General features: G+C 70.1%; 24 protein-coding genes. 10 read left to right on the top strand and 14 right to left on the bottom strand.

What is annotated here, in order from left to right:
* Nucleotides 1–21: 21 nt before the first annotated feature.
* The 3 genes from V2S04_RS08760 to V2S04_RS08750 form a co-directional block, all read right to left on the bottom strand.
* Complete coding sequence (locus tag V2S04_RS08760; protein WP_413638168.1) at nucleotides 22–1,317, bottom strand: GNAT family N-acetyltransferase; 1,296 nt, start codon at nucleotides 1,315–1,317, stop codon at nucleotides 22–24.
* A gap of 73 nt (nucleotides 1,318–1,390) precedes the next feature.
* Nucleotides 1,391–1,633, bottom strand: coding sequence for a zf-HC2 domain-containing protein (locus V2S04_RS08755; protein ID WP_099195548.1), 243 nt, complete (start codon nucleotides 1,631–1,633; stop codon nucleotides 1,391–1,393).
* Nucleotides 1,630–2,250 carry a sigma-70 family RNA polymerase sigma factor gene (locus tag V2S04_RS08750; RefSeq protein ID WP_099195561.1) on the bottom strand — a complete coding sequence of 207 codons (621 nt, stop codon included), beginning with the start codon at nucleotides 2,248–2,250 and terminating at the stop codon, nucleotides 1,630–1,632. Before V2S04_RS08750 ends, V2S04_RS08755 begins: the two co-directional genes overlap by 4 nt.
* 97 nt (nucleotides 2,251–2,347) lie before the next feature.
* On the opposite strand from V2S04_RS08750, the gene aroA reads away from it, so the two are divergent.
* The 3 genes from aroA to bcp are packed head-to-tail and all read left to right on the top strand — an operon-like array spanning nucleotide 2,348 to nucleotide 5,196.
* Nucleotides 2,348–3,673, top strand: a complete 1,326-nt coding sequence (gene aroA, locus V2S04_RS08745; protein ID WP_413638167.1) for a 3-phosphoshikimate 1-carboxyvinyltransferase — start codon at nucleotides 2,348–2,350, stop codon at nucleotides 3,671–3,673.
* On the top strand, nucleotides 3,670–4,713 hold the full coding sequence (gene rsgA / locus V2S04_RS08740) for a ribosome small subunit-dependent GTPase A (RefSeq protein ID WP_413638166.1): 1,044 nt from the start codon (nucleotides 3,670–3,672) through the stop codon (nucleotides 4,711–4,713). The genes aroA and rsgA overlap by 4 nt, the downstream gene beginning before the upstream one ends.
* A 9-nt stretch (nucleotides 4,714–4,722) precedes the next feature.
* A complete protein-coding gene (bcp, locus tag V2S04_RS08735) occupies nucleotides 4,723–5,196 on the top strand; it encodes a thioredoxin-dependent thiol peroxidase (protein WP_413638165.1) in 474 nt (157 codons plus the stop codon).
* 3 nt (nucleotides 5,197–5,199) lie between these two features.
* Here bcp and V2S04_RS08730 read toward each other — a convergent pair whose 3' ends face one another.
* The gene (locus tag V2S04_RS08730) at nucleotides 5,200–5,616 is read right to left on the bottom strand and encodes a hypothetical protein (RefSeq protein ID WP_413638164.1); all 417 of its coding nucleotides are present in this window, start codon (nucleotides 5,614–5,616) and stop codon (nucleotides 5,200–5,202) included.
* 205 nt (nucleotides 5,617–5,821) lie between these two features.
* Here V2S04_RS08730 and V2S04_RS08725 point away from each other — a divergent pair, with 205 nt between their 5' ends.
* Nucleotides 5,822–6,070 (top strand): WhiB family transcriptional regulator, encoded by a 249-nt coding sequence (locus tag V2S04_RS08725; RefSeq protein ID WP_071641453.1) that lies wholly within the window; start codon nucleotides 5,822–5,824, stop codon nucleotides 6,068–6,070.
* 88 nt (nucleotides 6,071–6,158) lie between these two features.
* Here the strand turns inward: V2S04_RS08725 and V2S04_RS08720 are convergent, their stop codons facing one another.
* On the bottom strand, nucleotides 6,159–7,637 hold the full coding sequence (locus V2S04_RS08720; RefSeq protein ID WP_413638163.1) for a sensor histidine kinase: 1,479 nt from the start codon (nucleotides 7,635–7,637) through the stop codon (nucleotides 6,159–6,161).
* Between the two features lie 58 nt (nucleotides 7,638–7,695).
* Nucleotides 7,696–8,091 carry an Rv3235 family protein gene (locus V2S04_RS08715; protein ID WP_340087832.1) on the bottom strand — a complete coding sequence of 132 codons (396 nt, stop codon included), beginning with the start codon at nucleotides 8,089–8,091 and terminating at the stop codon, nucleotides 7,696–7,698.
* Nucleotides 8,092–8,239: 148 nt separating this feature from the next.
* Between V2S04_RS08715 and V2S04_RS08710 the strand changes: the two genes are divergently transcribed.
* Nucleotides 8,240–8,833 carry a hypothetical protein gene (locus tag V2S04_RS08710; protein ID WP_099195884.1) on the top strand — a complete coding sequence of 198 codons (594 nt, stop codon included), beginning with the start codon at nucleotides 8,240–8,242 and terminating at the stop codon, nucleotides 8,831–8,833.
* Nucleotides 8,834–8,877: 44 nt separating this feature from the next.
* Here V2S04_RS08710 and V2S04_RS08705 read toward each other — a convergent pair whose 3' ends face one another.
* Nucleotides 8,878–9,156, bottom strand: coding sequence for a helix-turn-helix domain-containing protein (locus tag V2S04_RS08705; RefSeq protein WP_340087836.1), 279 nt, complete (start codon nucleotides 9,154–9,156; stop codon nucleotides 8,878–8,880).
* A gap of 98 nt (nucleotides 9,157–9,254) precedes the next feature.
* Here V2S04_RS08705 and V2S04_RS08700 point away from each other — a divergent pair, with 98 nt between their 5' ends.
* Both V2S04_RS08700 and V2S04_RS08695 read left to right on the top strand, forming a co-directional pair.
* On the top strand, nucleotides 9,255–9,869 hold the full coding sequence (locus tag V2S04_RS08700; RefSeq protein ID WP_340087838.1) for an SAF domain-containing protein: 615 nt from the start codon (nucleotides 9,255–9,257) through the stop codon (nucleotides 9,867–9,869).
* Nucleotides 9,866–11,074: an AAA family ATPase gene (locus tag V2S04_RS08695; RefSeq protein ID WP_413638162.1), complete on the top strand. Its 1,209-nt coding sequence runs from the start codon at nucleotides 9,866–9,868 to the stop codon at nucleotides 11,072–11,074. The genes V2S04_RS08700 and V2S04_RS08695 overlap by 4 nt, the downstream gene beginning before the upstream one ends.
* On the opposite strand, the gene V2S04_RS08690 is transcribed toward V2S04_RS08695, so the two are convergent.
* Both V2S04_RS08690 and V2S04_RS08685 read right to left on the bottom strand, forming a co-directional pair.
* Nucleotides 11,022–12,245, bottom strand: coding sequence for a pyridoxal phosphate-dependent aminotransferase (locus tag V2S04_RS08690; protein ID WP_413638161.1), 1,224 nt, complete (start codon nucleotides 12,243–12,245; stop codon nucleotides 11,022–11,024). The two genes, V2S04_RS08695 and V2S04_RS08690, sit on opposite strands and share 53 nt — an antisense overlap.
* Nucleotides 12,242–12,913, bottom strand: a complete 672-nt coding sequence (locus V2S04_RS08685) for a GntR family transcriptional regulator (RefSeq protein ID WP_413638160.1) — start codon at nucleotides 12,911–12,913, stop codon at nucleotides 12,242–12,244. Before V2S04_RS08685 ends, V2S04_RS08690 begins: the two co-directional genes overlap by 4 nt.
* Before the next feature lie 128 nt (nucleotides 12,914–13,041).
* Here V2S04_RS08685 and V2S04_RS08680 point away from each other — a divergent pair, with 128 nt between their 5' ends.
* Nucleotides 13,042–13,530 (top strand): nucleoside deaminase, encoded by a 489-nt coding sequence (locus V2S04_RS08680; protein WP_413638159.1) that lies wholly within the window; start codon nucleotides 13,042–13,044, stop codon nucleotides 13,528–13,530.
* A gap of 59 nt (nucleotides 13,531–13,589) precedes the next feature.
* Here the strand turns inward: V2S04_RS08680 and secA are convergent, their stop codons facing one another.
* Nucleotides 13,590–16,346, bottom strand: a complete 2,757-nt coding sequence (gene secA, locus V2S04_RS08675; RefSeq protein ID WP_413638158.1) for a preprotein translocase subunit SecA — start codon at nucleotides 16,344–16,346, stop codon at nucleotides 13,590–13,592.
* Nucleotides 16,347–16,563: 217 nt separating this feature from the next.
* Here secA and V2S04_RS08670 point away from each other — a divergent pair, with 217 nt between their 5' ends.
* Nucleotides 16,564–17,157 carry a PadR family transcriptional regulator gene (locus V2S04_RS08670; protein WP_413638157.1) on the top strand — a complete coding sequence of 198 codons (594 nt, stop codon included), beginning with the start codon at nucleotides 16,564–16,566 and terminating at the stop codon, nucleotides 17,155–17,157.
* 74 nt (nucleotides 17,158–17,231) lie between these two features.
* On the top strand, nucleotides 17,232–18,557 hold the full coding sequence (locus V2S04_RS08665) for a hypothetical protein (RefSeq protein ID WP_413638156.1): 1,326 nt from the start codon (nucleotides 17,232–17,234) through the stop codon (nucleotides 18,555–18,557).
* 83 nt (nucleotides 18,558–18,640) lie between these two features.
* Here the strand turns inward: V2S04_RS08665 and hpf are convergent, their stop codons facing one another.
* From hpf to mtrB, 4 genes are all read right to left on the bottom strand, one after another.
* A complete protein-coding gene (gene hpf, locus V2S04_RS08660) occupies nucleotides 18,641–19,297 on the bottom strand; it encodes a ribosome hibernation-promoting factor, HPF/YfiA family (RefSeq protein WP_413638155.1) in 657 nt (218 codons plus the stop codon).
* Nucleotides 19,298–19,362: 65 nt separating this feature from the next.
* The gene (locus tag V2S04_RS08655) at nucleotides 19,363–19,932 is read right to left on the bottom strand and encodes a ComF family protein (RefSeq protein ID WP_413638154.1); all 570 of its coding nucleotides are present in this window, start codon (nucleotides 19,930–19,932) and stop codon (nucleotides 19,363–19,365) included.
* Between the two features lie 202 nt (nucleotides 19,933–20,134).
* Complete coding sequence (locus V2S04_RS08650) at nucleotides 20,135–21,859, bottom strand: LpqB family beta-propeller domain-containing protein (protein WP_413638153.1); 1,725 nt, start codon at nucleotides 21,857–21,859, stop codon at nucleotides 20,135–20,137.
* The gene (gene mtrB, locus V2S04_RS08645; protein WP_413638152.1) at nucleotides 21,856–23,610 is read right to left on the bottom strand and encodes an MtrAB system histidine kinase MtrB; all 1,755 of its coding nucleotides are present in this window, start codon (nucleotides 23,608–23,610) and stop codon (nucleotides 21,856–21,858) included. Before mtrB ends, V2S04_RS08650 begins: the two co-directional genes overlap by 4 nt.
* Between the last annotated feature and the right edge of the window lie 7 nt (nucleotides 23,611–23,617).

Here is a 23,617-nt window from a genome sequence, read left to right as displayed (position 1 = left end):
GCGGCCTTTGCATGATGCCAGTCAGTACCAGATGCCGAGCAGCGCGGACGGCGAGGTGAGGAACGCACGCGACAGAGCGCTCACTGCAGCGTCGTCACCGCGGACACGGCCGGCGGCGGCGAGCTGCGTCGCCGGCACTCCCCCGGCGTAGATCGCCGACAGCTCGACGACGCCGAGCGTCACCTCTGGCGCGTCGGAGGACGCGGCGACCGCGCAGCGGCCCGCGTCGTCGATCGTGACGCGCCAGTCGCCGGCAGCGAACCCGAGTGCGTCCTCGACGCGGATCACCACGTCGACCGGTGCGCTGTAGGTGCGCGCGGTCAGCGCCGCCTCGACGTCGAGCACCCGCAGCCAGCCGTGGTCGTGCACCTCGGCCTTGACCGCCCGCTGGTCGGCGACGAGCCACGGCAGCGGGTCGTCGATCGGACGCAGATCGACGCGGGCGCTCGCGACGAGATCGTGCTGCACGACGAATCGCCAGATCGCGCGCAGCGCTTCATCCGATGTGGTGATGATCGAGCGGATGCGCATCTCGGAGCGGAATGCGCCGGGCAGCTCGGCCAGCGTGTACGCCATGGCTCCGCGCACGACACCGTCCGCGTCGGCGAAGCGCACTCCGCGCACGGCCGCAGCCTCCTTGTCGCCGGCAGCCAGTCCCGCCATGCGCTGCCATCGGCCGCGCCATCCGGCGACCTGGCCGGAACGGGCGGGGCGGGACTCCTCGTGCAGCCGCTCGAGGTCGTCGGCCAGGGTCTGCTTGTCCACGTAACGGAGCGCTCCCGCCGATATCTCCCCGCCCGCCCAGCCCGCGCGCGCCGTGTCGACGGTGAACCGCATGGCCGGCACGGCGGCGCCGAATCCGTAGCGGCTGTAGATCGTCGCCTCGGATGCGGTGAGGCCGGCGACGGCCATGCCGGCCGCGGCGGCGGAGCGCAGCTCGCCCTCGAGCAGGTTGCGGGCGATACCGCGACGGCGGTGGGTGCCCGCGACGGTGACCGAGCTGATCGCCCACATGTCGGTCTCTCCGCCGGGCAGGGTCAGCGGCGTCACCCAGGAGTTGACGGTCGCGATCGGCCAGCTGCCGGCCGCCGGATCGTAGACGCCGATGTTGCGCCGCGCCCGCATGGTCTCGCGCATCTGCGCGAGTTCGGCGTCGGTGGGGTCCTCATCAAGGAAACCGCGCGAGTCCGCGCGGAGGAAGCCCTCGGCGTCGGCATCGACCGACATGTCGGCGATGCGGTATTCCAGACCGTTCTCGCGCAGGCGGCGCTGCGAATCCGGGTCGACGGAGATGGTGGTCTCTTCCGATACGCTCATCCGTCCAGCCTAGGGGGACGCGCTCGGGCCACCGCCGTGCGAGACGACGGCGCCGCGTCGACGGGGCTCGCCGTCAGTGAGCGGCCTGAGCCGCGCGCAGCCGCGCGATCACCTGATCGCGCAGCTCCTCGGGCGCGGTCTCCTTGCAGGCGCGGGCGACGACCTCGGTGAGGGTCTTCGCGACCAGCGCCTCGTCCTTGCAGGACTCGCAGTTCTCGAGATGCTCGCGGATCTCGGTGTGCCCGGTGCGGCACACCTCGTTGCGGAGGTACTCCTCCAGATCCCGGCGCGCCTTCTCGCAGCCGCAGTCGCTCATTTCCTGCTCCTCGGTTCGGCCGCGCGGATACCCCGCTCAGCGGCATAGTCGGCCAGCAGCTCGCGGAGCAGACGTCTGCCACGATGCAGACGGCTCATCACGGTGCCGATGGGGGTCTTCATGATGTCGGCGATCTCCTGATACGAGAATCCCTCGACATCGGCGAGGTACACCGCGAGACGGAAGTCCTCGGGCACCTCCTGCAGAGCATCCTTGACGACCGATGCGGGCATCCGATCGATCGCCTCCGCCTCGGCGGAGCGGCCGTGCGTGGCGGTCGTCGATTCGGCCCCACCCAGCTGCCAGTCCTCGAGCTCGTCGATCGTGCCCTGGAACGGCTCGCGCTGGCGCTTGCGGTAGATGTTGATGTACGTGTTGGTGAGGATGCGGTACAGCCACGCCTTCAGGTTCGTGCCCTGCGAGAACGTCGACCAGGCGCCGAACGCCTTCACGAAGGTCTCCTGCACGAGATCGGCGGCGTCGGCCGGGTTGCGCGTCATGCGCATCGCGGCGGCGTAGAGCTGATCCATGTAGGGAATTGCCTGCTCCTCGAAATCGCGTCGAGGATCGCTGGAAGCTGTCTCGTCCATCACGGGCCAGTCTAGGCGGGAGAGCATGTCGGCATCGGTGCCGTCGATGCGGTCGCTCAGGGCGCTCGTCGTCATGCGTCTTCCCCCTCTTCCTCTGTCGCGGCCTTCACTAGGCTTAGAACCGATGAGCACTGAACGGTATTCCCCCGCCCCCGCTCGAGGCCGCTACCTCGCGCCGGACGTCGAGCATGCTGTGCGAGCGTCCGTGACGATCCCCGGCTCGAAGTCGCTCACCAACCGGGAGCTGGTGATCGCCGCGATCGCCGACGGCCCCGGGCGTCTCATCCGCCCGCTGCACTCCGACGACTCGCGCCGCATGGTCGATGCGCTGCGTCTGCTGGGCGTCGGCATCGAGGAGGAGCCGTCCGACGGCGAGTTCGGCCCGGACCTCGTGGTCACTCCCGCGCGTCTGCGCGGCGGCGTGACGATCGATTGCGGCCAGGCCGGCACGGTGATGCGCTTCATCGCCCCCCTCGCGGGACTCGCCGACGACGAGATCCACCTCACCGCGCACGAGAGCGCGCTGCACCGGCCGATGGGCGCGCTCATCACCGGACTGCGTGATCTCGGGGTCGACGTCGACGACGAGGGCACGTGGTCGCTGCCGTTCACCGTGCACGGGCACGGACGCATCCGAGGCGGCCGCGTCGAGATCGACGCCTCGGGCTCGAGCCAGTTCGTCTCGGGGCTGCTGCTGGCAGCCCCCCGCTTCGACGTCGGGCTGCACCTCGTGCACACCGGGGAGCGGCTGCCGAGCCTGCCGCACATCGACATGACCATCGAGTCGCTCAGCCGCCGGGGCATCCGCATCGAGCGCCCCGCCACAGGCGAATGGCTCGTCGAAGCGGGCATCCCGCGGGCGAAGGACGTCGCCATCGAACCCGACCTCTCCAATGCCGCGCCGTTCCTGGCCGCCGCTCTGGTCACCGGCGGCGAGGTCACCGTCACGGGCTGGCCGCTGCACTCCACCCAGCCTGGCGCGCTGCTGCCCGAGATCCTGCACGCGCTCGGCGCGCACACCAGCCGCCACGGGGGCGCGCTGACCGTGCGCTCGGGCGAGGGGATCCGCGGCCTCGACATCGACCTGTCGGCCGCGAGCGAGCTCACCCCCACGATCGTGGGCCTCGCCGCGTTCGCGGACGGCCCGACCACCATCCGCGGGGTCGCGCACATCCGCACCCACGAGACCGACCGCATCGCCGCTCTGGTGAACAACCTGCGTGCGCTGGGCGGAGACGCCGAAGAGCTGCCCGACGGCCTGCGGATCACGCCGCGTCCGCTGCGCGGCGGCCTCTGGCCCGCGCACCACGACCACCGCATGGCCACCACCGGAGCGCTGATCGGCCTGCGCGTCCCGGGTGTCGAGATCGACGACATCGGCACCACCGCGAAGACACTGCCCGAGTTCACCCTGCTGTGGGAGCGGATGCTGAAGGGCGCCATCGCGTGAGCTGGCTCGGCGACGACGACGACCTCGACGAGCTCGAGGAGTTCGACGAGAGCCGCATCCGCACCCGACCGAACCCGAAGGCGAACCGGCCGCGCACCAAGCGCCGCCCGGCGCACGACGATGCCGAGGTCGGACGCATCCTCGGCGTCGACCGCGGCAGGTACAGTGTCCTGCTCGGCGAGGACACGCCCGACGAGCGCACGCTGACCGCGGCGCGAGCGCGTGAGCTGCGACGCACGCCGATCGTCACCGGAGACCGCGCGCGCGTCGTCGGCGACCGAACGGGAGACGAGGGCACCCTGGCGCGCATCGTCGGCATCGTCGAGCGCACCTCGCTGCTGCGCCGCAGCGCCGACGACACCGACCAGGTCGAGCGCGTCATCGTCGCCAACGCCGATCAGATGCTCATCGTGGTCGCCGCCGCCGATCCCGAGCCGCGTGCACGCCTGGTGGATCGCTATCTCGTGGCGGCTCTGGACGCGGGCATCCGACCGCTGCTCGTCGTGACGAAGACCGATCTCGCCGATCCCGCGGAATTCCTCGCGCGTTTCGAGGGCCTCGACCTGACCGTGTTCACCAGCGCGCGGGGGCAGATGCCGGTCGATGAGATCGGTGCGGCGCTGGTGGGGCACTCCACCGTCTTCGTCGGGCACTCCGGGGTGGGCAAGTCCACGCTGGTGAACGCCCTGGTGCCCGACGCGCACCGCGCGACCGGGCATGTGAACGAGGTCACCGGGCGCGGCCGGCACACCTCGTCGTCGACGGTGTCGCTGCGCTACACCGGACCTGCCGGCAGCGGGTGGGTGATCGACACCCCCGGTGTGCGCTCTTTCGGGCTCGGGCACGTCGATCCCACCAGCATCCTCGCCGCGTACACCGAGCTCGCCGCGATCGCCGAGGACTGCCCGCGCGGATGCACGCATCTGGCCGACGCCGAGGACTGCGCCCTGAACGAGGCCGCCGCCGACGGCACCCTGGGCGAGACGGGCACGGCCCGGCTCGAGTCGCTGCAGCGACTGCTGGCGACGTTCGCCGGATAGGCTGAACGGGTGACGACACGCCTGGAACCCGGAACCCCCGCCCCCGACTTCTCGCTGCTGGATCAGGACGGCCGGTCCGTCTCGCTGGCAGATCTTCGAGGCCGGAAGGTCATCCTGTACTTCTATCCGGCGGCGATGACCCCAGGGTGCACCACGCAGGCGTGCGACTTCCGCGACAGCATCGCGTCCCTGCAGGGCGCCGGGTACACCGTCATCGGCGTCTCGCGCGATGAGCCGGCGAAGTTGAAGAGGTTCCAGGAGCGCGATGCGCTCTCGTTCGAGCTGCTCAGCGACCCGGACCACGCCGTGCACACGACGTACGGCGTGTGGGGCGAGAAGATGAACTACGGCAAGGTCGTCGAGGGCGTCATCCGCTCGACCTTCGTCATCGACGAGCAGGGCGTGATCACGCTCGCTCAGTACAACGTCAAGGCGACCGGGCACGTCGCCCGGCTGCGCAAGGCACTCGGCCTCGCGGCCTGACGGTCAGCCGCGGTCGCCGGATCCCTCGTCGCCGCGCAGCCGCGGATCGGATGCCCCGTCGCGACGGGTCGCGCTGATCAGCAGCACCAGTCCGATCAGCGCGGTGCCGCCGACGGCGCCGGTGAACAGCCACACCTTCGGCTCGAGGCTGAGCGAGGCAAGACCCAGGGCCACGCCGAGCGCCTGGAAGACCACTCCGCCCGAGCGCGCCCACGAGGCGCGGTGCAGCGTGCCCCACGAGAATGCTCCCAGGGCCACGGCGGCGAGCAGGGTGAGCACGATGAGTGCGATGCCGCTCGCCGTGGAGGCCGTCTGCCCCGCACCGAGGGCGATCAGCTCGATGAGGCAGATCACCGCGAGGGCGACGCCCTCGAGGGCGAGCACGATGGCGGCGGCGATGGTCGGTCCGGACGGGCGCACGAGGGCTCCTCACAAGAACTGTGGAAAAAACCTTGATTTCAGTTTATTTCTGTAACACAATAGTCAAAGCCATGTGCTCCCACATCGGAGTGGGGCGGGCGAGAGCCCGCATCACAAGGGTAGCCGAACCCGATCCGCCACCCGACCCGCGCGCCGCGTGAACGGCGCCCCACACCGAAAACACCTATCTCTGAGGAGCCCCTGTATGGACTGGCGCGACAAAGCAGCCTGCCTGACCGTCGACCCCGAGCTGTTCTTCCCCGTGGGGAACACCGGGCCCGCCGTCGACCAGATCGAGAAGGCGAAGGCTGTGTGCGCCACCTGCACCGTCACCGAGATCTGCCTGCAGTACGCCCTCGAGTCCGGCCAGGACTCGGGCGTCTGGGGCGGACTGTCCGAAGACGAGCGTCGCGCGCTCAAGCGCCGCGCCGCTCGCGCCCGCCGCGCCGGCTGAGCAGCGTCGGGCCTGCGGTCCCGCACGATCGACGAAGCGCCGGTCCCCTTCGGGGTGACCGGCGCTTCGATCGTCGGGGCGCTGAATCTCAGACCGAGATCCAGCGCATCGGAATCTCGATGACGACCTCGGTGCCCTCACCCTCGGCGCCGCGCCATTCGATGCTTCCGCTCAGCTCGCCCTGGATCAGCGTGCGCACGATCTGCGTGCCCAGTCCCTGACCGACGCGCCCTTCGGGCAGGCCGTGCCCGCTGTCCGCCACCGTCACCCGCAGCAGCTCCGAGGTGCGGCTGGCCTCGATGCGCACGATGCCCTCCTGCCCGGCCAGGCCGTGCTCGACGGCGTTGGTCACGACTTCGGTCAGCGCCAGGGCCAACGGGGTGGCGTACTCGCTCGGCAGGACGCCGAAGCGTCCCTCCAGCTGCGTGCGGGCGCGCGTGTTCGGGGCGGCCGCCACCTCGGCGACCAGCTTGAGCACTCGATCGAACACCTCGTCGAAGTCGACGGTCTGCGCCAGACCACTGGCGAGGGTGTCGTGCACGACGGCGATGGACTCGACACGGCGCATCGCCTGCGTGAGAGCATCGCGCGCCTCGTCGGAATGCGTGCGACGCGCCTGGATGCGCAGCAGCGAGGCGACTGTCTGCAGGTTGTTCTTCACGCGATGGTGGATCTCGCGGATCGTCGCGTCCTTGGTGATGAGCTCCTGCTCCTGGTGACGCAGCTCCGACACGTCGCGGCAGAGCACGATCGCGCCGATGCGCGTGCCGTGATCCTTCAGCGGGATTGCACGCAGCGAGACGGTCACCCCGCGGGCCTCCATGTCGGTGCGCCACGGGGCGCGACCGGTGACGACCACGGGCAGCGACTCGTCGACCTGGCGCGACGGCGGGACGAGCCGGGTGGTCACCTCGGCGAGCGACTCGCCCTCGAGCTCGTCATCGAAGCCCATCCGGTTGAAAGCGGAGAGGGCGTTGGGGCTGGCGAAGGTGGTGATGCCGTCGACGTCGAGACGGATCAGACCGTCCGAGGCGCGCGGGGCGCCGCGCCGAGGGGCGGTGGGCGCGGACAGATCGGGGAACTCTCCCGAGGTGATCATCTCGAACAGGTCGTTGGCGCACTCGTCGAAGCTGATCTGCTGCCGCGAGGGCATGCGCACCTCGCCGAGGTTCGTGTGCCGGGTCAGGACGCCGATGACCCGACCCTCGTCCGTGCCCTCGCGGCGAAGGATCGGCACCGCGCGCACCCGGGTCGGGGTCTCCTCGAACCAGTCGGGTGAGGAGGAGTCGACGATGCCACCCGTCTCGAAGGCCGACTGCACCTGGGTGCGCCACTGCGGACGCACCTTCTCGCCGACCAGGTCGCGGTAGAACAGAGTCGCGGCGCCGCTCGGTCGGGAATGGGTGACGGCGACGAAGGATCCATCGGAGGTCTTGATCCAGATCACCATGTCGGCGGAGGCGAGATCCGCCAGCAGCTGGCCGTCGCCAGCGAGGCGGTGAAGCCACTCGACGTCGGCGTCGGTCAGAAGGCCCTGGGCGTGGACGAGGTCGCTGAGTGTTGACACGGATTCAGCCTACTGGGACGGCCGCCGCGCGATTCCGCCGTGGAGCCGGGGACGACGGTCACAGGATCGCGAGGGAGCTGGCACGCCAGCGGCTGTCGAACCCCTCGAGCCGGATGGCCACGGCTCTGGTCCGCCCCGGGCCCGCCACCACGACGACCGCCTCGATCACGTTGTCGACGGGCGCGCTCTCGTGGATGGAGAGGATCTGGAAGCTGGGTCGTGTCGGGGTCTGATCGCGCGCGCTGCGCGCACGCGCCGAGAGGTTGGCCCGGGTGACGAGGGCGCGGAAGGCGTCCTCGCTGAACCAGCGTGCGAGCTGATCGACCTCTCGAACACCCGCGAGGACCTCGAGCGCCCCCTGGGTGAGGCTGCGCAGCAGAGGCACGGGATCGGGCAGCTCGGCCGCGGAGGTCGGCTGCGGAGCGAAGTACTCGTTCAACGTCGTCATCGTCATTCCCCGATCCCCCCGGCTCGGTCTGCTGCACATCCTCGTAGCGAACCCCACGAAAGTAGCACACGGTGCCGACGCCATCGCAGGCTGCGCGGACACCCCTGTGGATAACCCGCCTCGTCGCGACGCGTTCTCCCCTACTGTCGAGGACGTGGAATGGGAGCATCTCTTCGACGACCTCGAGGGTCAGCTCGCCGCCGAGTGGGAGTCCGAGCGCGCCGCGCTGGACGCCGAGTCGGAGCGGCTGAGGATCTCGAAGGTGACGCTGCACGACCGGCTGCGGGTCATGAGCGCGCACGACTCCCGGATGGTGCTGGAGCTCGGGGGCGGACAGAGATGGGACGCGGTGCTCCGCGCGATCGGCGCCGACTGGGTGGGCGTGAGCGCCGGCGGGGATCCTCGACTGCGGATCGCTCCGCTGACCGCGATCGAGTCGATCGCAGTCGATCACGGCACACTGCTGGGCAGCCTCGCGCCCGATCCGCCGGACGGCGGCCTGCGCGGTCGGATGACCCTCGGGTTCGTCCTGCGCGATCTCGCCCGTCGCCGCGTGCCGGTGACGGTGGGCCGGCGATCGGGTGACCCGCTGCACGGCACCATCGACCGCGCCGGCGCGGATCATCTCGATCTCGCAGTGCACGATCCGCACGAGGCGCGCCGCGTGCGATCGGTGCGCGGGTTCCGCAGCATCCCGTTCACCGCACTGGGCTGGGTGCGCCTGGAAGACGCTTCCGGCGTCGTCTGAGCCCCCGGGCCGACCCGCTCGGCCGCGTCGGGTGGCGCGTCGGGTCAGTCGCGACGGAGCGGAGTGGTGCCCCACATCTCGGGGAAGCTCGCCTCGTTCGACTGGCGCCAGAGAGCCATCCGGCGGGCCTCCTCGGACTGCGCGTCGAGGTACTCCGACAGGCTGGAGTGCTCGATCCGCCAGCGCGGCGGCGAGCCGATCTGAGAGCCGCGCAGGCGGCCCTCATGCACGAGCGCGATGACCTCATCGACCTCGATGCTGAGGAGCTCCGCGACCTGCGCGGGGGCGAGGAGGCGCGGCTCCGTTCCGGATGCTTCGGGCATGTTCCCATTCTCCCCCGCCGACCGCGGGAAAGCCGCCGCGAATCGGCCGCTGTGGATAACTTCCGCCGCTCGCATGCGACTTCTGTGACGATGTGTGCATGATCCGCTCGCGTGCACACCGACCGTTCTTCGGCGATCTGCGATTCGTGATCGGCGTGGTGCTCGTCGTCGCGTCGGTCGCGGGCGTCTGGCTGCTCGTGTCGTCGTCGCGTCAGACCGTCCCGGTGCTGCAGGCCACGCGGACGGTGCTGCCCGGCGAGACGATCAGCTCGGCCGAGCTGCAGGTCGTCGAGGTGGGGCTCGGGGCGCTGACCGACTCGTACCTGGCCCCGCAGAGCCTGGAGCCGGGTGCGGTCGCCGTGCGCACGCTCACCCCCGGAGAGCTCGTGCCGCTCGCGGCCGTGGGCGACGCCGACGAGCTGCGCACCACCGCGGTGGTGATCAGCAGCACCGCCGTTCCGGCCGATGTCACCGCGGGCACCGTCGTCGAGCTGTGGCACGCACCGCCGCTCGAGGACGGCCGCGCATTCGAGGAGCCGCGGATCCTCGTCGGCGACGCGGTGGTCGCCGCGGTCGCGGAGGAGGAGGGGATGCTGGCCGGCAGTCGCACCGACGTCGAGGTCATCGTCGACCGGGCGGACGTGGCCGACGTGCTCGCCGCGATCACGGGCGGGGACGCTCTCTCGCTGGTGCCGACCGGAGCCGGGTCGTGATCGAGCTGATCGTCGTCGACGACGGCGGAGATGCCGCCCCGCTCGCGACCGATCTCGAGCTCGAGGGTGCACGGGTGACGGTCGTCGCCGCGCACGAGCTGCCCGGCCGGGATCTCGCGGGCGTCGATGCGGTGCTGGTCCCGCCGACCCGATCGCTGCTGACCGCCGGACTGGTCGCCGCCTGCGACCGAGCCGGGGTGCGTCTGGTGCCGGTCGGCGCCGCCGACTCGCGGGTGGCCGCGCGCTTCGGGCTGTCGGCTCCCGTCGCCGTGGACACGCCGGCGGCGCAGGTGCTGGCGGCGATCAGCGCCGACGCCGCGGTCGCCGCGCCGCCTGATCCCGGGCATCCGTCTCGCGTGCTGACGGTGTGGGGCCCGCAGGGTGCTCCTGGCCGGACCACCATCGCGGTCCAGCTCGCCGTCGAGCTCACTCGCGCCGGCAGGCGGACCGCACTGGTCGACGCCGACAGCGTCGCCCCGTCCGTGGCTCTGCAGCTCGGACTCGGCGACGAGTCCCCCGGCCTCGCCGCGGCGTGCCGGCGCGCGCAGCTGGGCAGTCTCGACGCGGCCGAGCTGGCGCGGCTCGCGACGCCGGTCGAGACGTCAGCGGGCATGCTCGACGTGCTCGGCGGACTGAACCGGCCCAGCCGCTGGCCGGAGCTCGCGCCGTCACGGCTGCGCACCACTCTGACGGTCGCACGCGAGTGGCAGCAGGAGGTGGTCGTCGACGTCGCCGCTGCCTTCGACGAGGACGACGACCAGATGGGTCCCGAGGCGCCGCAGCGCCACGCGGCGACGGCGGCTGCCCTGCTCGAGGCCGATCTGGTCGTCGCCGTGCTCAGCGCCGACCCGCTGGGGGTCAGCCGATTCCTGCGCGGCTACGCCGAGCTCCGCCACCTCGTGGGCGACACTCCGGTCTGCGTCGTGGCGAACCGGGTGCGCCCGGGCCCGCTGGGCATCGACGCCCGTGGCCAGATCCGCCGCACGCTCAGCCGCTTCGCCGGGATCGACGAGGTGGCCTTCGTGCCGCAGGACCAGCGCGCGACCGACGCGGCCGCGCTGCACGCGCGGGCCGTCGCCGACGTCTCGCCGCGCTCTCAGCTGGTGAGCGCGGTGCGGCGCATCGCCGCCGGTCTCGGCGCGCGTGCGGAGATCACTGCCGGTAGCTCGAGAGGAAGTTCCCGAGCCGCTCGACGGCCTCGCTGAGCACGCGGGCCTCCGGCAGCGTCACGACGCGCAGGTGGTCGGGCGTGGCCCAGTTGAAACCGGTGCCCTGCACCAGCAGGATCTTCTCGGACACCAGCAGGTCGTAGACCAGCTTCTCGTCATCGCGGATCTCGTGCACCTCCGGGTCGAGCCGCGGGAACGCGTACAGTGCGCCCGCCGGCTTCACGCAGCTGACGCCGGGGATCGCCTCGAGACCCTTCCAGGCGATGTCGCGCTGCTCGTGCAGCCGCCCGCTCGGAGCGATCAGCGAGTCGATCGACTGCACCCCGCCGAGGGCCGCCTGGACGGCGTACTGCGCCGGCACGTTCGGGCACAGGCGGGTGGACGCCAGCAGGGTGATGCCCTCGATGAAGCCGCGTGCGTGCGACTTCGGCCCGGTGATGACCACCCAGCCGGAACGGTAACCGGCGACCCGGTACGTCTTCGACAGCCCGTTGAAGGTGAGGCAGAGCAGGTCGGGGGCGAGCGTCGCGGTGGGAATATGCTCGGCGTCGTCGAAGAGGATGCGGTCGTAGATCTCGTCAGAGAGCAGCAGCAGCTCGTTCTCGCGCGCGATCTGCACGAGCCCCTCGAGCACCTCGCGCGAGTAGACGGCCCCGGTGGGGTTGTTCGGGTTGATGATGACGATCGCCTTGGTGCGGGGTGTCACCTTGGAGCGGATGTCCTCGAGGTCCGGCTGCCAGTCGTTGTCCTCGTCGCAGACGTAGTGCACCGGCGTCCCGCCCGCCAGCGACGTCATCGCCGTCCAGAGCGGATAGTCGGGGGCCGGGATGAGCACCTCGTCGCCCTCGTCCAGCAGCGCCTGCATCACCATCGTGATCAGCTCGGATACCCCGTTGCCGAGGAAGACGTCATCGGGGTCGAACCGCGGAAAGCCGTCGATCTCCTCGTACCGGCTCACGACGGCGCGACGCGCCGAGACGATGCCCTTGCTCTCGCTGTAGCCGTGCGCCGTGGGCAGGGCCGCCAGCATGTCACGCACGATCTGATGCGGCGCCTCGAAGCCGAAGGTCGCCGGGTTGCCGGTGTTGAGCTTGAGGATCTGGTGACCCTCGGACTCCAGACGCGCCGCCTCGACCAGAGCCTTGCCACGGATCTCGTAGAGGACGTTCCTCAGCTTCGACGACTGGTCAAGGGTACGGCGGGTCATTCCGCAAGGATACCGGGGGTGGAGTGCAGCGATGCCGCGTGCGACAGCCGCTCACGGCGGCTGCTGTCGACGTGCGCATAGGCGAGGGCGCTCGCACGATCGCCGTCGCGGTCACGGATGGCCTCGAACAGCGCGACGTGCTCGTCGGCGATGTGCACCAGGTCGTCGTGCTGCACGAGAGACCATCGCAGCCGGCTGCGGATGCTCTGCATGATGGCCTCGAGCAGACGGTTGTCGGCCAGCTCGACGACGATCTCGTGGAAGTCGGCCGCGGCGCGGCGCGAGACGATCCGGTCGTCGTGCGCCGCGCTGTCCTGCTCCTCCTGCAGCGCGAGCTGCAGCCGGTCGAGACCGTCGCGGCGATGACGCTCGGCCGCGAGGCGGAACGCCATCGGCTCGAGCACCTGGCGCACCTCGTCGAGGTCGGCGAGATCCGCCGCGGTGAACTCGCGCACGATGGCCCACGTGCGCGGGCGCAGCTCGACGAGCCCCTCGGCCTCCAGCACCTTGAGGGCGTCGCGCACGGGCACACGGCTGACGCCGAACTCGCTCGCGAGGTCGCGTTCGATCAGCTTGCTGCCGGGCTCGCGCACTCCGTCGAGGATAGCGTCGCGCAGCCACGACGCGACTCGGCCGGACTCCAGCCCGCCGTCGTCTGCTCTGCTCACAGCATCATCCTCGCACCTCGCCCGCTCGGACGAGGTCAGGCTGACTTGGCAGGTGTGCTCTCGTGGCTACACCCTGCTCACCCTCACCGCACGCAAGACCCGCTGACGCGGACTCCGAAGGAGACATCATGACTCAGACGACCCCCTCCCCCGAAACGCTCGAGAAGTACTTCACGCCGGCTGTCGAAGTGACCCTCGAAGGCATACGGGCGGGCACCGGCGGCCCGTTCGGCGCCACCCTCGTGAACCCCGACGGCGAGATCGTCGTCGCCGTCGGCAACACCGTCATCAAGGACACCGACATCTCGGGTCACGCCGAGATGGTCGCGGTGCGGGAGGCGTGCAGGAAACTGAACACGCTCGATCTGTCCGGCCACGTCATGTACGCGACGTGCGAGCCGTGCCCGATGTGCGCGTCGGTGATGATGTGGGCCGGCATCACCACCTGCTACTACGCGTCGACGCACATCGACGCCGGCGAGCACGGCTTCAGCGACGTGCACCTGCGCCGGTTCCTCGACGGCAGCGACACCTCGACCCTCGACATGATCCACTTCGACGAGGGCCGTGAGGACTGCGCGTCGATCTGGACCGAGTTCCGCGCGCTCAACTCCTGACCCCGGATGCCAAGAGGGCCGGTTCCGCCTGGAACCGGCCCTTCGTGCATCCGTGCGGACTACTTCTTCTTCTTGCTCTGCGCCCGGCGCTGCTCACGGTTTCCGGCGGGCTGCTCCTCGGCATCCACCTGCTGCCCGAACGAGCCGCGAGCGGCGGCGGATGCCCGGGCGGTGGCCGCCTGCTGCACCTGACCGCGCTCGTTGCGCACCTCGACGTCGCCGGCATCATTCGGGGCCGAGTACTCGAGCTTCTGCACGGGCTGCTCGTCGACCAGGCCCTTGGCCTCGACCTCGGTCTGGTCATCGCCCGCACGGCGCACCTCGACCTCGAGGTTGTAGAGGTAGCCGACCGACTCCTCCTTGATCTGGCCCATCATCGCCTGGAACATGGCGTAGCCCTCGCGCTGGTACTCGATCAGCGGGTCGCGCTGCGCCATGGCCCGCAGGCCGATGCCGTCCTTCAGGTAGTCCATCTCGTAGAGGTGGTCGCGCCAGCGGCGGTCGAGCACCTGCAGCACGACGCGGCGCTCGAGCTCGCGCGTCGCGGCCTCTCCGAGAGCCTCCTCGCGCTTCTCGTAGGCGATCCTGGCGTCGGAGAGCAGCTCGCGCTTGAGGCCCTCGGCCGTGATGGCGCCCTTGCGGTCGCCCGCCTCCGCCACCACCTCGTCGATCGTGACGTCCATGGGGTACAGCGTCTTGAGCTCGGCCCACAGCGCGTCGAAGTCCCAGCTCTCGGGGTGTCCGGTGCTGGTGTGGTCGTCGACGATGCCGCCGATCGCGTCCTCGATGAAGTGCTGCACCCGATCGGCGATGTCGTCGCCGTACAGGATGTGACGGCGGTCGGCGTAGATCGCCTCGCGCTGACGGTTGAGCACGTCGTCGTACTTGAGCACGTTCTTGCGCATCTCGGCGTTGCGCGCCTCGACCTGCGACTGGGCGCTGCGGATGGCGCGGCTGACCAGGCCCGACTCGATCGGCACCTCGTCGGGGAAGTTGGTCCGTGCGAGGATCGCCTCGGCCGCGCCCGACTGGAACAGCCGCATCAGATCGTCGGTGAGGCTGAGGTAGAAGCGGCTCTCACCCGGGTCGCCCTGACGGCCGGAGCGACCGCGCAGCTGGTTGTCGATGCGGCGGGACTCGTGGCGCTCGGTACCGAGCACGTACAGACCACCCGCCTCGGTGACCTTGACGGCGTCCTCGGCGACCTTCTTCTTCATCGCCTCGTAGGTCTCGTCCCACGCAGCCTCGTACTCGTCCGGCGTCTGCTCGGGATCGAGTCCCTTGGACTTCAGCTCCTGCACCGCGAGGAACTCAGCATTGCCGCCGAGCATGATGTCGGTTCCTCGACCGGCCATGTTGGTGGCCACAGTGACGGCGCCGAGCTTGCCGGCGAGCGCGACGATCTCGGCTTCGCGTGCGTGGTTCTTGGCGTTGAGCACCTCGTGCTTGACGCCCTTCTTCGCGAGCAGCCGGGAGAGGTACTCGCTCTTCTCGACGCTCACGGTGCCGACGAGCACCGGCTGGCCCGCGGCGTGGCGCTCGGCGATGTCCTCGACGACCTGCGCGAACTTCGCCTGTTCGTTCTTGTAGACGAGGTCGGGCTGGTCCTTGCGGATCATCGGACGGTTGGTGGGGATCGGCACGACGCCGAGCTTGTAGGTCGACATGAACTCCGCCGCCTCGGTCTCGGCGGTGCCCGTCATGCCGGCGAGCTTCTCGTAGAGACGGAAGTAGTTCTGCAGGGTGACGGTGGCGAGCGTCTGGTTCTCGGCCTTGACCGGCACACCCTCCTTGGCCTCGATCGCCTGGTGGATGCCCTCGTTGTAACGGCGCCCGACGAGGATGCGGCCGGTGTGCTCGTCGACGATCATGACCTCGTCGTTCATCACGACGTAGTCGGTGTCGCGCTTGAACAGCGCGATGGCCTTGATCGAGTTGTTCAGGAACGAGATGAGCGGCGTGTTCGCCGACTCGTACAGGTTGTCGATGCCGAGGTAGTCCTCGACCTTCTCGATGCCAGGCTCGAGCACGCCGATGGTGCGCTTCTTCTCGTCGACCTCGTAGTCGACTCCCGCCTCGAGTGTGCGGGCGATCTTGGCGAACTCGGTGAACCACCGGTTGGCCTCGCCGGAGGACGGACCGGAGATGATGAGCGGCGTGCGGGCCTCGTCGATGAGGATGGAGTCGACCTCATCGACGATCGCGAAGAAGTGCTCGCGCTGGACGAGGTCCTCCTTGCGCCACGCCATGTTGTCGCGCAGGTAGTCGAAGCCGAACTCGTTGTTCGTGCCGTAGGTGATGTCGGCCGCGTACTGCTGCCGGCGCACCTCGGGGTTCTGACCCGACACGATGGTGCCCGTGGTCATGCCCAGCGCGCGGTGCACACGGCCCATCAGCTCGGACTGGTACGACGCGAGGAAGTCGTTCACGGTGATGACGTGCACGCCCTTGCCGGCGATGGCGTTGAGGTACGACGGGAACGCCGCGACGAGCGTCTTGCCCTCACCGGTCTTCATCTCGGCGATGTTGCCGAAGTGCAGCGCCGCTCCACCCATGATCTGCACGTCGTAGGCGCGCATGCCGAGCGTGCGGCGGGCCGCCTCGCGCACGGCGGCGAAGGCCTCGGGCATCAGCTGGTCGAGGGTCTCGCCCTTGTCGAAGCGCGCGCGCAGTTCGGCGGTCTCGTTTCTGAGCTCCTCGTCGGTGAGCTTCTCGAAGTCGTCTTCGAGCGCGTTCACGGCCTTCGCGACCTGCTTCAGCCGGCGGAGGATGCGTCCCTCGCCCGCGCGCAGCAGCTTCTCGAGAGGATTCGCCACGGATGTCTCCCTTGGATATACGTCCCGGCACAAGGGTCTGCACCGGACATGCTTTGCCATGTTACCGGCGCGTGACCTGCGCACGCTGTGCGTGGCGGTGGTTCAGCCACGCTCGGGGCGAACAGACACGCCGAGCGGCCTGTTGCTCCGCAGGCACATTTCCCGATATGCATATACCGAGAAATCCAATACCGCGAAATCGGATCGAGGAGACAACATGTCCGTCCGCTTGAGCCTGCTCGCCATCCTCGATCAGGGGCCGTGCTACGGCTATCAGCTGCGTGCCGAGTTCGATCGTCGCACCGGCTCGACCTCGCCGTTGAACGTCGGCCAGATCTACAACACCCTTGAGCGCCTGGAACGCGACGGGCTCGTCGACAAGGGCGACGTCGACGAGCGCGGACACGTGTACTGGCAGATCACCGAGGCCGGGCGGGATGCGGTGCGCGCCTGGCTGGACTCCCCCGTCGAGCGCTCGCAGGGAACCCGCGACGAGCTCGCCGTCAAGCTGGCCGTCGCGGCCACGCTTCCGGGCGTCGACGTCTCCGCGGTCATCCATCGCCAGCGCAGCGCGTCGCTCGCGCAGCTGCAGGACCTGAACCGTGCGAAGTACGCCGGTGCGAATCCCGACGGGCCCGAGGAGCTCGCCTGGTCGCTCGTGGTGGACTCGATGATCTTCTCCGCCGAAGCCGAGGTGCGCTGGCTCGACCACACCGAGCAGCGGCTCGCCCTGCATCCGCAGCACGCGCTCCAGCTCGGGCTGTCCACCGACCGTCCCAAGCGCGGCCGCCCCGCGAAGGTGCGCACATGACGATCGGCGGCTGTTCGCCGCAGGCACACGGGATGCACAGCGCGTGCACCAGCCGACGACCGTAGGATCGATTCATGGCCGGATTCTGGGGCAGACGCAGACGTGAAGAAGAGGCGCTGGCAGCGCAGGACGCGGATCTCGCGCGCCGCGCCGAGCAGGCGCTGGTCGCGGCGGACGAGCGCATCCGCACCACGTCCGACGAGCTCGCATTCGCGCAGGCGGAACTGGGCGACTCGCTGACCGCCGACCTCGCCAACGCGCTGCGCTCGGTGCGCACTCACCTGGGCGAGGCTTTCCAGCTGCACCAGCTGAACCACGACGAGATCCCCGACACGGTCGACGAGCTGCGCACCCGCAACGCGCGCATCGTGCAGCTGTGCGAGTGGGCCGAGAACCTGCTCGATGAGAAGACCGGCGATCTCGCCGAGACGGTCGCGAAGGTGCGACGCGCTCCCGAGATCATCGCCCAGGTGAGACGGGATGCCGAGGCGCTCGCCTCCCGCATCCCGCAGGCGCGTTCGACGATCGAGCGTCTCTCATCGCGCTACTCCGACACCGCGATGCGACGCATCGCGTCGTCGGGAGAGGAGGCCGAGCAGCTGCTCGCCTTCGCCACGCACGGCGCCGACGTCTCGGAGCGTCGCCGGGCCGCCCGGCAGAACGAGGAGGCGAACCTCGCCCTCGAGACGGCCACCGAGGCGGTGCGCCGCGCCGGCGCGATGCTCGATGCGGTCGAGGACTTCGAGATCCAGGCGCTGCGCGCCGAATCGACGCTCGCCGACGTCGTCGCCGATTCCCGCGGCGACATCGCCGCCGCCCGCAACGCACCGCAGACGCCCGAGGTCGCCCGAGCGACAGCCGAACTGGAGTCGGCGCTGCTCGCACTCGCTCCCTCCGGGACGCGCAACGACCCGTTCACCGAGCTCACCCAGCTGCGCAGCGCGAACACCGCCCTCGACGAGGCGATCGCGAAGGCGCAGTACCGGGCGCAGAACCCGCTGCCCTCGCTCGAGCACGTGCAGCACGCCCTCGACGACGCGGATCGCCAGCTGGGCGTCGCCCGCGGCCTGATCGCCGGCCACCGAGGCTGGATCGGCGCCGATGCACGCACGAGGCTCGCCGAGGCCGAGCGTCTGCGGATCGATGTGCCGGCCATGCTCCCCGCCGAGGAGACGCGCGAGCAGGCACTGTCGTCCGCGCGGAGGGTGGCGCAGCTGGCATCCGAGGCTCTGCAGCTCGCGCAGCGCGACATCGACTCGTCCCGCCCGCAGAACCAGGGCTGGGGCGGCGATGGATGGGGCGGCGGCGGCCGCCGCGGCGGCATGGGCGGGGGCGACGTGATGGGCGGAGTGCTCGGCGGCCTCGTGATCGGCAGCATCCTCGACGGCATCTTCGACTGACCTGTCCGCGTCGGCCCATACGCCGGCGCAGCGAAGAGGCGCCCTTCCCCGGCGAATGGGGAAGGGCGCCTCTTGCGTGCGACTCAGGAGGCGATCGCCTCCTCGGGCGGTGCCGCGGTCGTCAGGGAGATCACGCCGTAGTCCCAGCCCTTGCGCCGGTAGACGACGCTCGGGTGGTCGGTGCGAGCATCCACGAACAGGAAGAAGTCGTGGCCGACGAGCTCCATGCGGTCGACGGCTTCCTCGACGGTCATCCACTCGGCATCGAAGTTCTTCGTGCGGATCACGACAGGCGAGTACGCCTCCTCCTCGTCCTGCTGGACGGGGATCGCTCCGGTGGCGACGGCGTGCAGCACGTCGACGGAGGCGGGCTGCACGTCGATTCCGGCGAGCGCTCCGCTCTCCTTCTCGAAGTGGGCGCCCCGAGGGTGGTTGCGCCCGTCGATCCTCTTCTCCTTGGCGCGGCGCAGCTGTTCTGCGAGCTTGTCGAGCGCCATGTCGAAGGCCGCGAACTTGTCGGGATCGACCGCCTCCGCGCGGATCACCGGCCCCTTGCTGAGCAGCGTGAGCTCGACGGTCTCATCGGGTATCCGGCCGTTGCGATAGGCACGGTGGGTGACCTTGATCTCGAGTCGCTGCGCCCGCGGGGCGAGCGTCTGGATACGGGCTGTCTTCTCTTCGACAACGGTGCGGAATCGATCGGAGATGCTGACTCCGACGCCGACGATGCTCGTTTCCATCACTGTCTCCTTGTCCCGGTCCGCCCGGCCAAGGGCGGACCGTGGTCGCCTTGTGACCACCTACGCTAGTCGCCGTGCACCGACATGTCACTATCCGTTCGTGATGATTTCACCGTGTCGCGCAGACGCGGCGTGGCGGCCAGCGCGACGGCGCAGACCGGAAGGAACCCGACCGCGCGCAGCGCCCGTGCCGCCTCGTCGAGGGTCGCCCCCGTGGTCACCACATCGTCCACGATAACGACCTGCTGTCCTCTCCCGGCCGAAGCGCGCATGCTCCCGGCGACGTTGCGCGCCCGCGCCTCGCGGCCGAGCTCGCGCTGATCCTCGGTGCGCCGTCCATGGCGCAGGATCCGATGAGCGGTCGCACCCGCGCGCCGCACGAGCAGATCGGGAACCCGGTATCCGCGCCGTCGGAAGGCCGAGCGGCTCGTCGGCACGGGCACGACGAGCGCATCTCGAGCGTGCGGGAGCAGCACCGCGGCGAGCGCTCCGCCCAGCGGGTGCGCGAGCATCGTCGCTCCTTCCTGCTTCAACCGCCGGATGGCACGAGCCGGAACCCCCTCGTAGCGCAGCGCCGCATGGACAAGCATGCCCTGCGGCGTGCGCACCTCGTGCGGATCTGGGCGCAGCAGCATCCGGCATCCGTCGCACAGCAGAGTGCCCCCGCGATCGCACCCCGGACAGCTCGCCGCGAGTAGCAGGGCCAGCACATCGCGGCCCACCCGCTGCCATGCGCCCGCCTCCATCCCCCGACTCTGCCGCAGGCGGAGGAGGCGGATGCGCGTGCTGCCCGAGCGTGGGGACAACCCGCATGCCGGCTCGTGCTGTGCAGGAGGATCAGTACCCGGCACGCGTGCCGAGAACGCGCACGTCGGTGACCGCCTCCTGCCAGAACGACCCGCGCTGGGCGTACACGGTCTCGTCGGAGGACAGCACCCGCAGGCCGGTTATCGTCTTCGCCCCGGAGAGCGTGATCGCGCCGGCCGGCGCGAGAGCCGACGACACCGTCGACGGTCCGCCGATCACGTGCATGGTGAGTGTCGGGTCGGGAACGGTGCTCAGCACGGCGACCGTGTCGGCACCGACCCACGACAGCCCCTGCGCGGGTCCGGCGAGCTGTGCCACTTCGAACGGCGGGCCCAGACTCACGGGTCGCTGCTCGTCGTCGCGGATGATCGCCGACACCACGACGCGGCGTCCGCCGCCCGAGGCGACGACGGCGGCGACGCGCGCACCATCGGCCGACACTCGGAGCTGGCTGATCGCATCGGCGGAGGGCCAGGCATCGGCCACCACGCTCGGCTCGGCCTGAGAGGTGGACACCTGCAGCTTCGACGGGCTCGAGGCGGGAACGGTCCACAGCAGTCCGAACGGGTCCAGCGACGGTGCGATGAGCCCTGCCCGGCCGTCGACCTCATTCGAGTCGCCGTCGCTCACCGCGAAGACGCGTCCGTCGCGCAGCTGCACCGATGCGAGCTGCGCGTCGGATGAGACGTCGATCGCCGCGATCGGCTCGGTGATCTTGGCGATCTGCGCGGTGAGTCCGGCGACCGGTGCGATCTCACCACCCGAAGTGGCCGTGCCGAAGGTCTCATCGTCGAGCACGAGCACGCCGGGGTCGACGATGGGCTCCTCGACGCTGATCCTTCCCGCATCCAGCGGCACGCCGTCGACGATGAGTCGCACCTGGGTCACGCCCGAGCCCTCCAGGCTCGCCTCTAGCTGCGTGCGCATGCGGGCGAGATCCGTCGGCGAGGCCGACAGAGCCGACCGCGACAGCGGGATGGAGGCGACCTGCGATGCATCCACGGTCACGGCGTCGCCCACCATCTCGACGTCGGACGAGAACGGTCGCACGGCCGGGGCGAGCCACTCGCTCGGCTCGCCCGAGATCAGCGCGCGCACGACGGTGGTGGCCATGCCGGCCCGGCGCGGGAACCATCGCACGTCCGGCACCAGGTGCGTCCAGGTGGGATCGAAGTACTGCAGCGAGAACTTCTCGTAGACCTGCGTGAAGGTCTCGACGTCGAGGGTGATGCCGTCGCGCGCCGCCTCGGCGATGCGCCATTCGCCGCCCGGCTCACGCACGAGCCGGTACATGGCCTTCGCCGTGCCGGTGTCGGCGCTGTAGGCGCCGTCCGCGTTGACGCTCGCGACCTGGTCGAGGGTCACCCCGACCTCGGCGGCGGTCGCGTCCTCGTCATCGGGCTGCACCGAGGAGTCGTAGTCGCGCTCGTCGACGGACGAGTCGATCGTCACGGCGGCCTCCGGCTTCCACTTGCTGCTGAACTCCTCGGTGAGGAACTTGCGTGCCGTCTCCCACGAGTTGGTCGGCGACATCGACGCGTCGAGGAAGCCCTCGACGATCCGCGCCGGTCCCGCTCCGGGCTCCGGGCCCTCTGCGATGAACGAGAACGCCGGCTCGTCGCTCTCCTCCCCGACGACCAGACCCGCGTTGGGCGGGCCACTGGTGGGCAGACCTGTGCAGCCGGCGAGCACGAGCGCGGCGGCGAGGGCGGTCGCCAGAGCCGAGAGAAGACGGATGCCGGTGCGAGCGCTCATGAGCTCTGCCCCTTCGTCGCTGCCGGGTCGGCGGGGTCGGCCGGATCGGCGGGACCGGTCGCGTCAGCCGCATCCGCGGCATCCGGGAGATCGCGCACGCCACGCAGCGTGATCGGCTCGGTGACGTCGACGAGATCGACGAGCGTCTCCTGCGGCTCCAGCGGCACGGGCCCGGAGCCGATCTCGACACCCGGACCGCGCGGGATGGTCAGCACGAAGTTCGTGCCGACGCCGAGCTCCGACCACACCTCGAGCGTCCCGCGGTGCAGCGTGGCGTCTCCGAGGGCGATCGACAGCCCGAGACCCGTGCCGCCGATGGTGCGCTTGCGAGACGGATCGGCGCGCCAGAACCGGTCGAACACATGCTCGGCGTCCTCCGGTCGCATGCCGAGGCCGAAGTCGCGCACGCCCACGGCTACTGCGCGCTGGTCGCTGTCGACGGTGACGATGATCGGCTCGCCCTCACCGTGCTCGATGGCGTTTCCGATCAGGTTGCGCAGCACCCGGCGCACGCGGCGCGGATCCATGTCGACCGGCGAGTAGCCGCCGGGGGCCACCAGCCGCAGTTCGGTGTCGTGGGCGGCGGCGAGCGGGCGCATCTGATCGACCATCTCCTCGGCGAGCTGGGCCAGGCTCGTCGCCTCGACCTCGAGCTGCACCGACCCGGCGTCGTAGCGGCTGATCTCGAGGAGGTCTGCCAGCAGCGTCTCGAAGCGCTGCACCTGCGTGTGCAGCAGCTCGGCGGTGCGTGCGGTGACCGGGTCGAACTCGCTGCGCGTGTCGTTGATCATCTCGGCCGCGAGGCGGATCGTGGTCAGCGGCGTGCGCAGCTCGTGCGAGACGTCCGAGACGAAGCGCTGCTGCACGAGCGAGAGCTCCGCGAGCTCCTTGATCTGGCTCTGGATGCTGTCGGCCATCGCGTTGAACGAGCGCCCGAGGCTGGCCAGTTCATCCTCGCCGCGCACCGGCAGACGCACCTCGAGATCGCCCGCCGCGAGACGCTCACTGGTCTCGGCCGCCTCGATGATCGGTGCCGACACCGACCTCAGCACCAGCCACGAGATGCCTGCGATGAGCGCGACGAGCGTGATCCCGGCGAACCACAGCGTGCGCTGCACGAACAGCAGGGTCTCATCGGCGTCCGCCAGGTCGTAGGCGATGTACACCTCGTAGGTGCCCACACCGCGGAACTCGAGAAGCTGACCGACCACGATGCCCGCTGCCACCGAACCATCGGGCTGCGGCAGCGCGATCGACTGCCACGCCTGACGGGTCTTCACCTGGGTCACCCGGGTGCGCAGCTCGTCACTGAGGGCCATCTGGCCCGATGAGTACTCCAGGCTGCGGAATCCGGTGGGCGTGTAGCCGTCGCCCTGTGTCTCGGAGATGAAGCCGACGATCCGGCTCGACGACGCCGTGCGACCGAGCACGCGCTGGGCCTCTCCCCAGACCGCGGCGATCGTGGCGCGGTCGTCTCCGGTCTGCCCGGAATCGAGCTGCTTCTGCGCGGCGGACACGGCGGCGCGCGCGTTGTGCAGCGCCTCGTCCTTACGGGATTCGAAGAGGTCGCCGCGGATGACCAGCGCCATCACCACGCAGATGATGAAGATCGCCAGCGAGGTGAGGATCAGCGTGATCGCCGTCGCACGGAAGCGCATCGAGCTGCGCCATGACGCCGCGACCGCATCGGGCCACCTGCGCGGTCCGCCCCAGAGCGCGGCGGTGACGCGCGTCGGAGGATTCGCGACCACGACCGGC

Origin of the sequence: Microbacterium sp. OR21, assembly GCF_047306785.1 — a bacterium.
Taxonomy (GTDB): domain Bacteria; phylum Actinomycetota; class Actinomycetes; order Actinomycetales; family Microbacteriaceae; genus Microbacterium; species Microbacterium esteraromaticum_E.
This window is presented reverse-complemented; position numbering and strand designations above follow the sequence as displayed.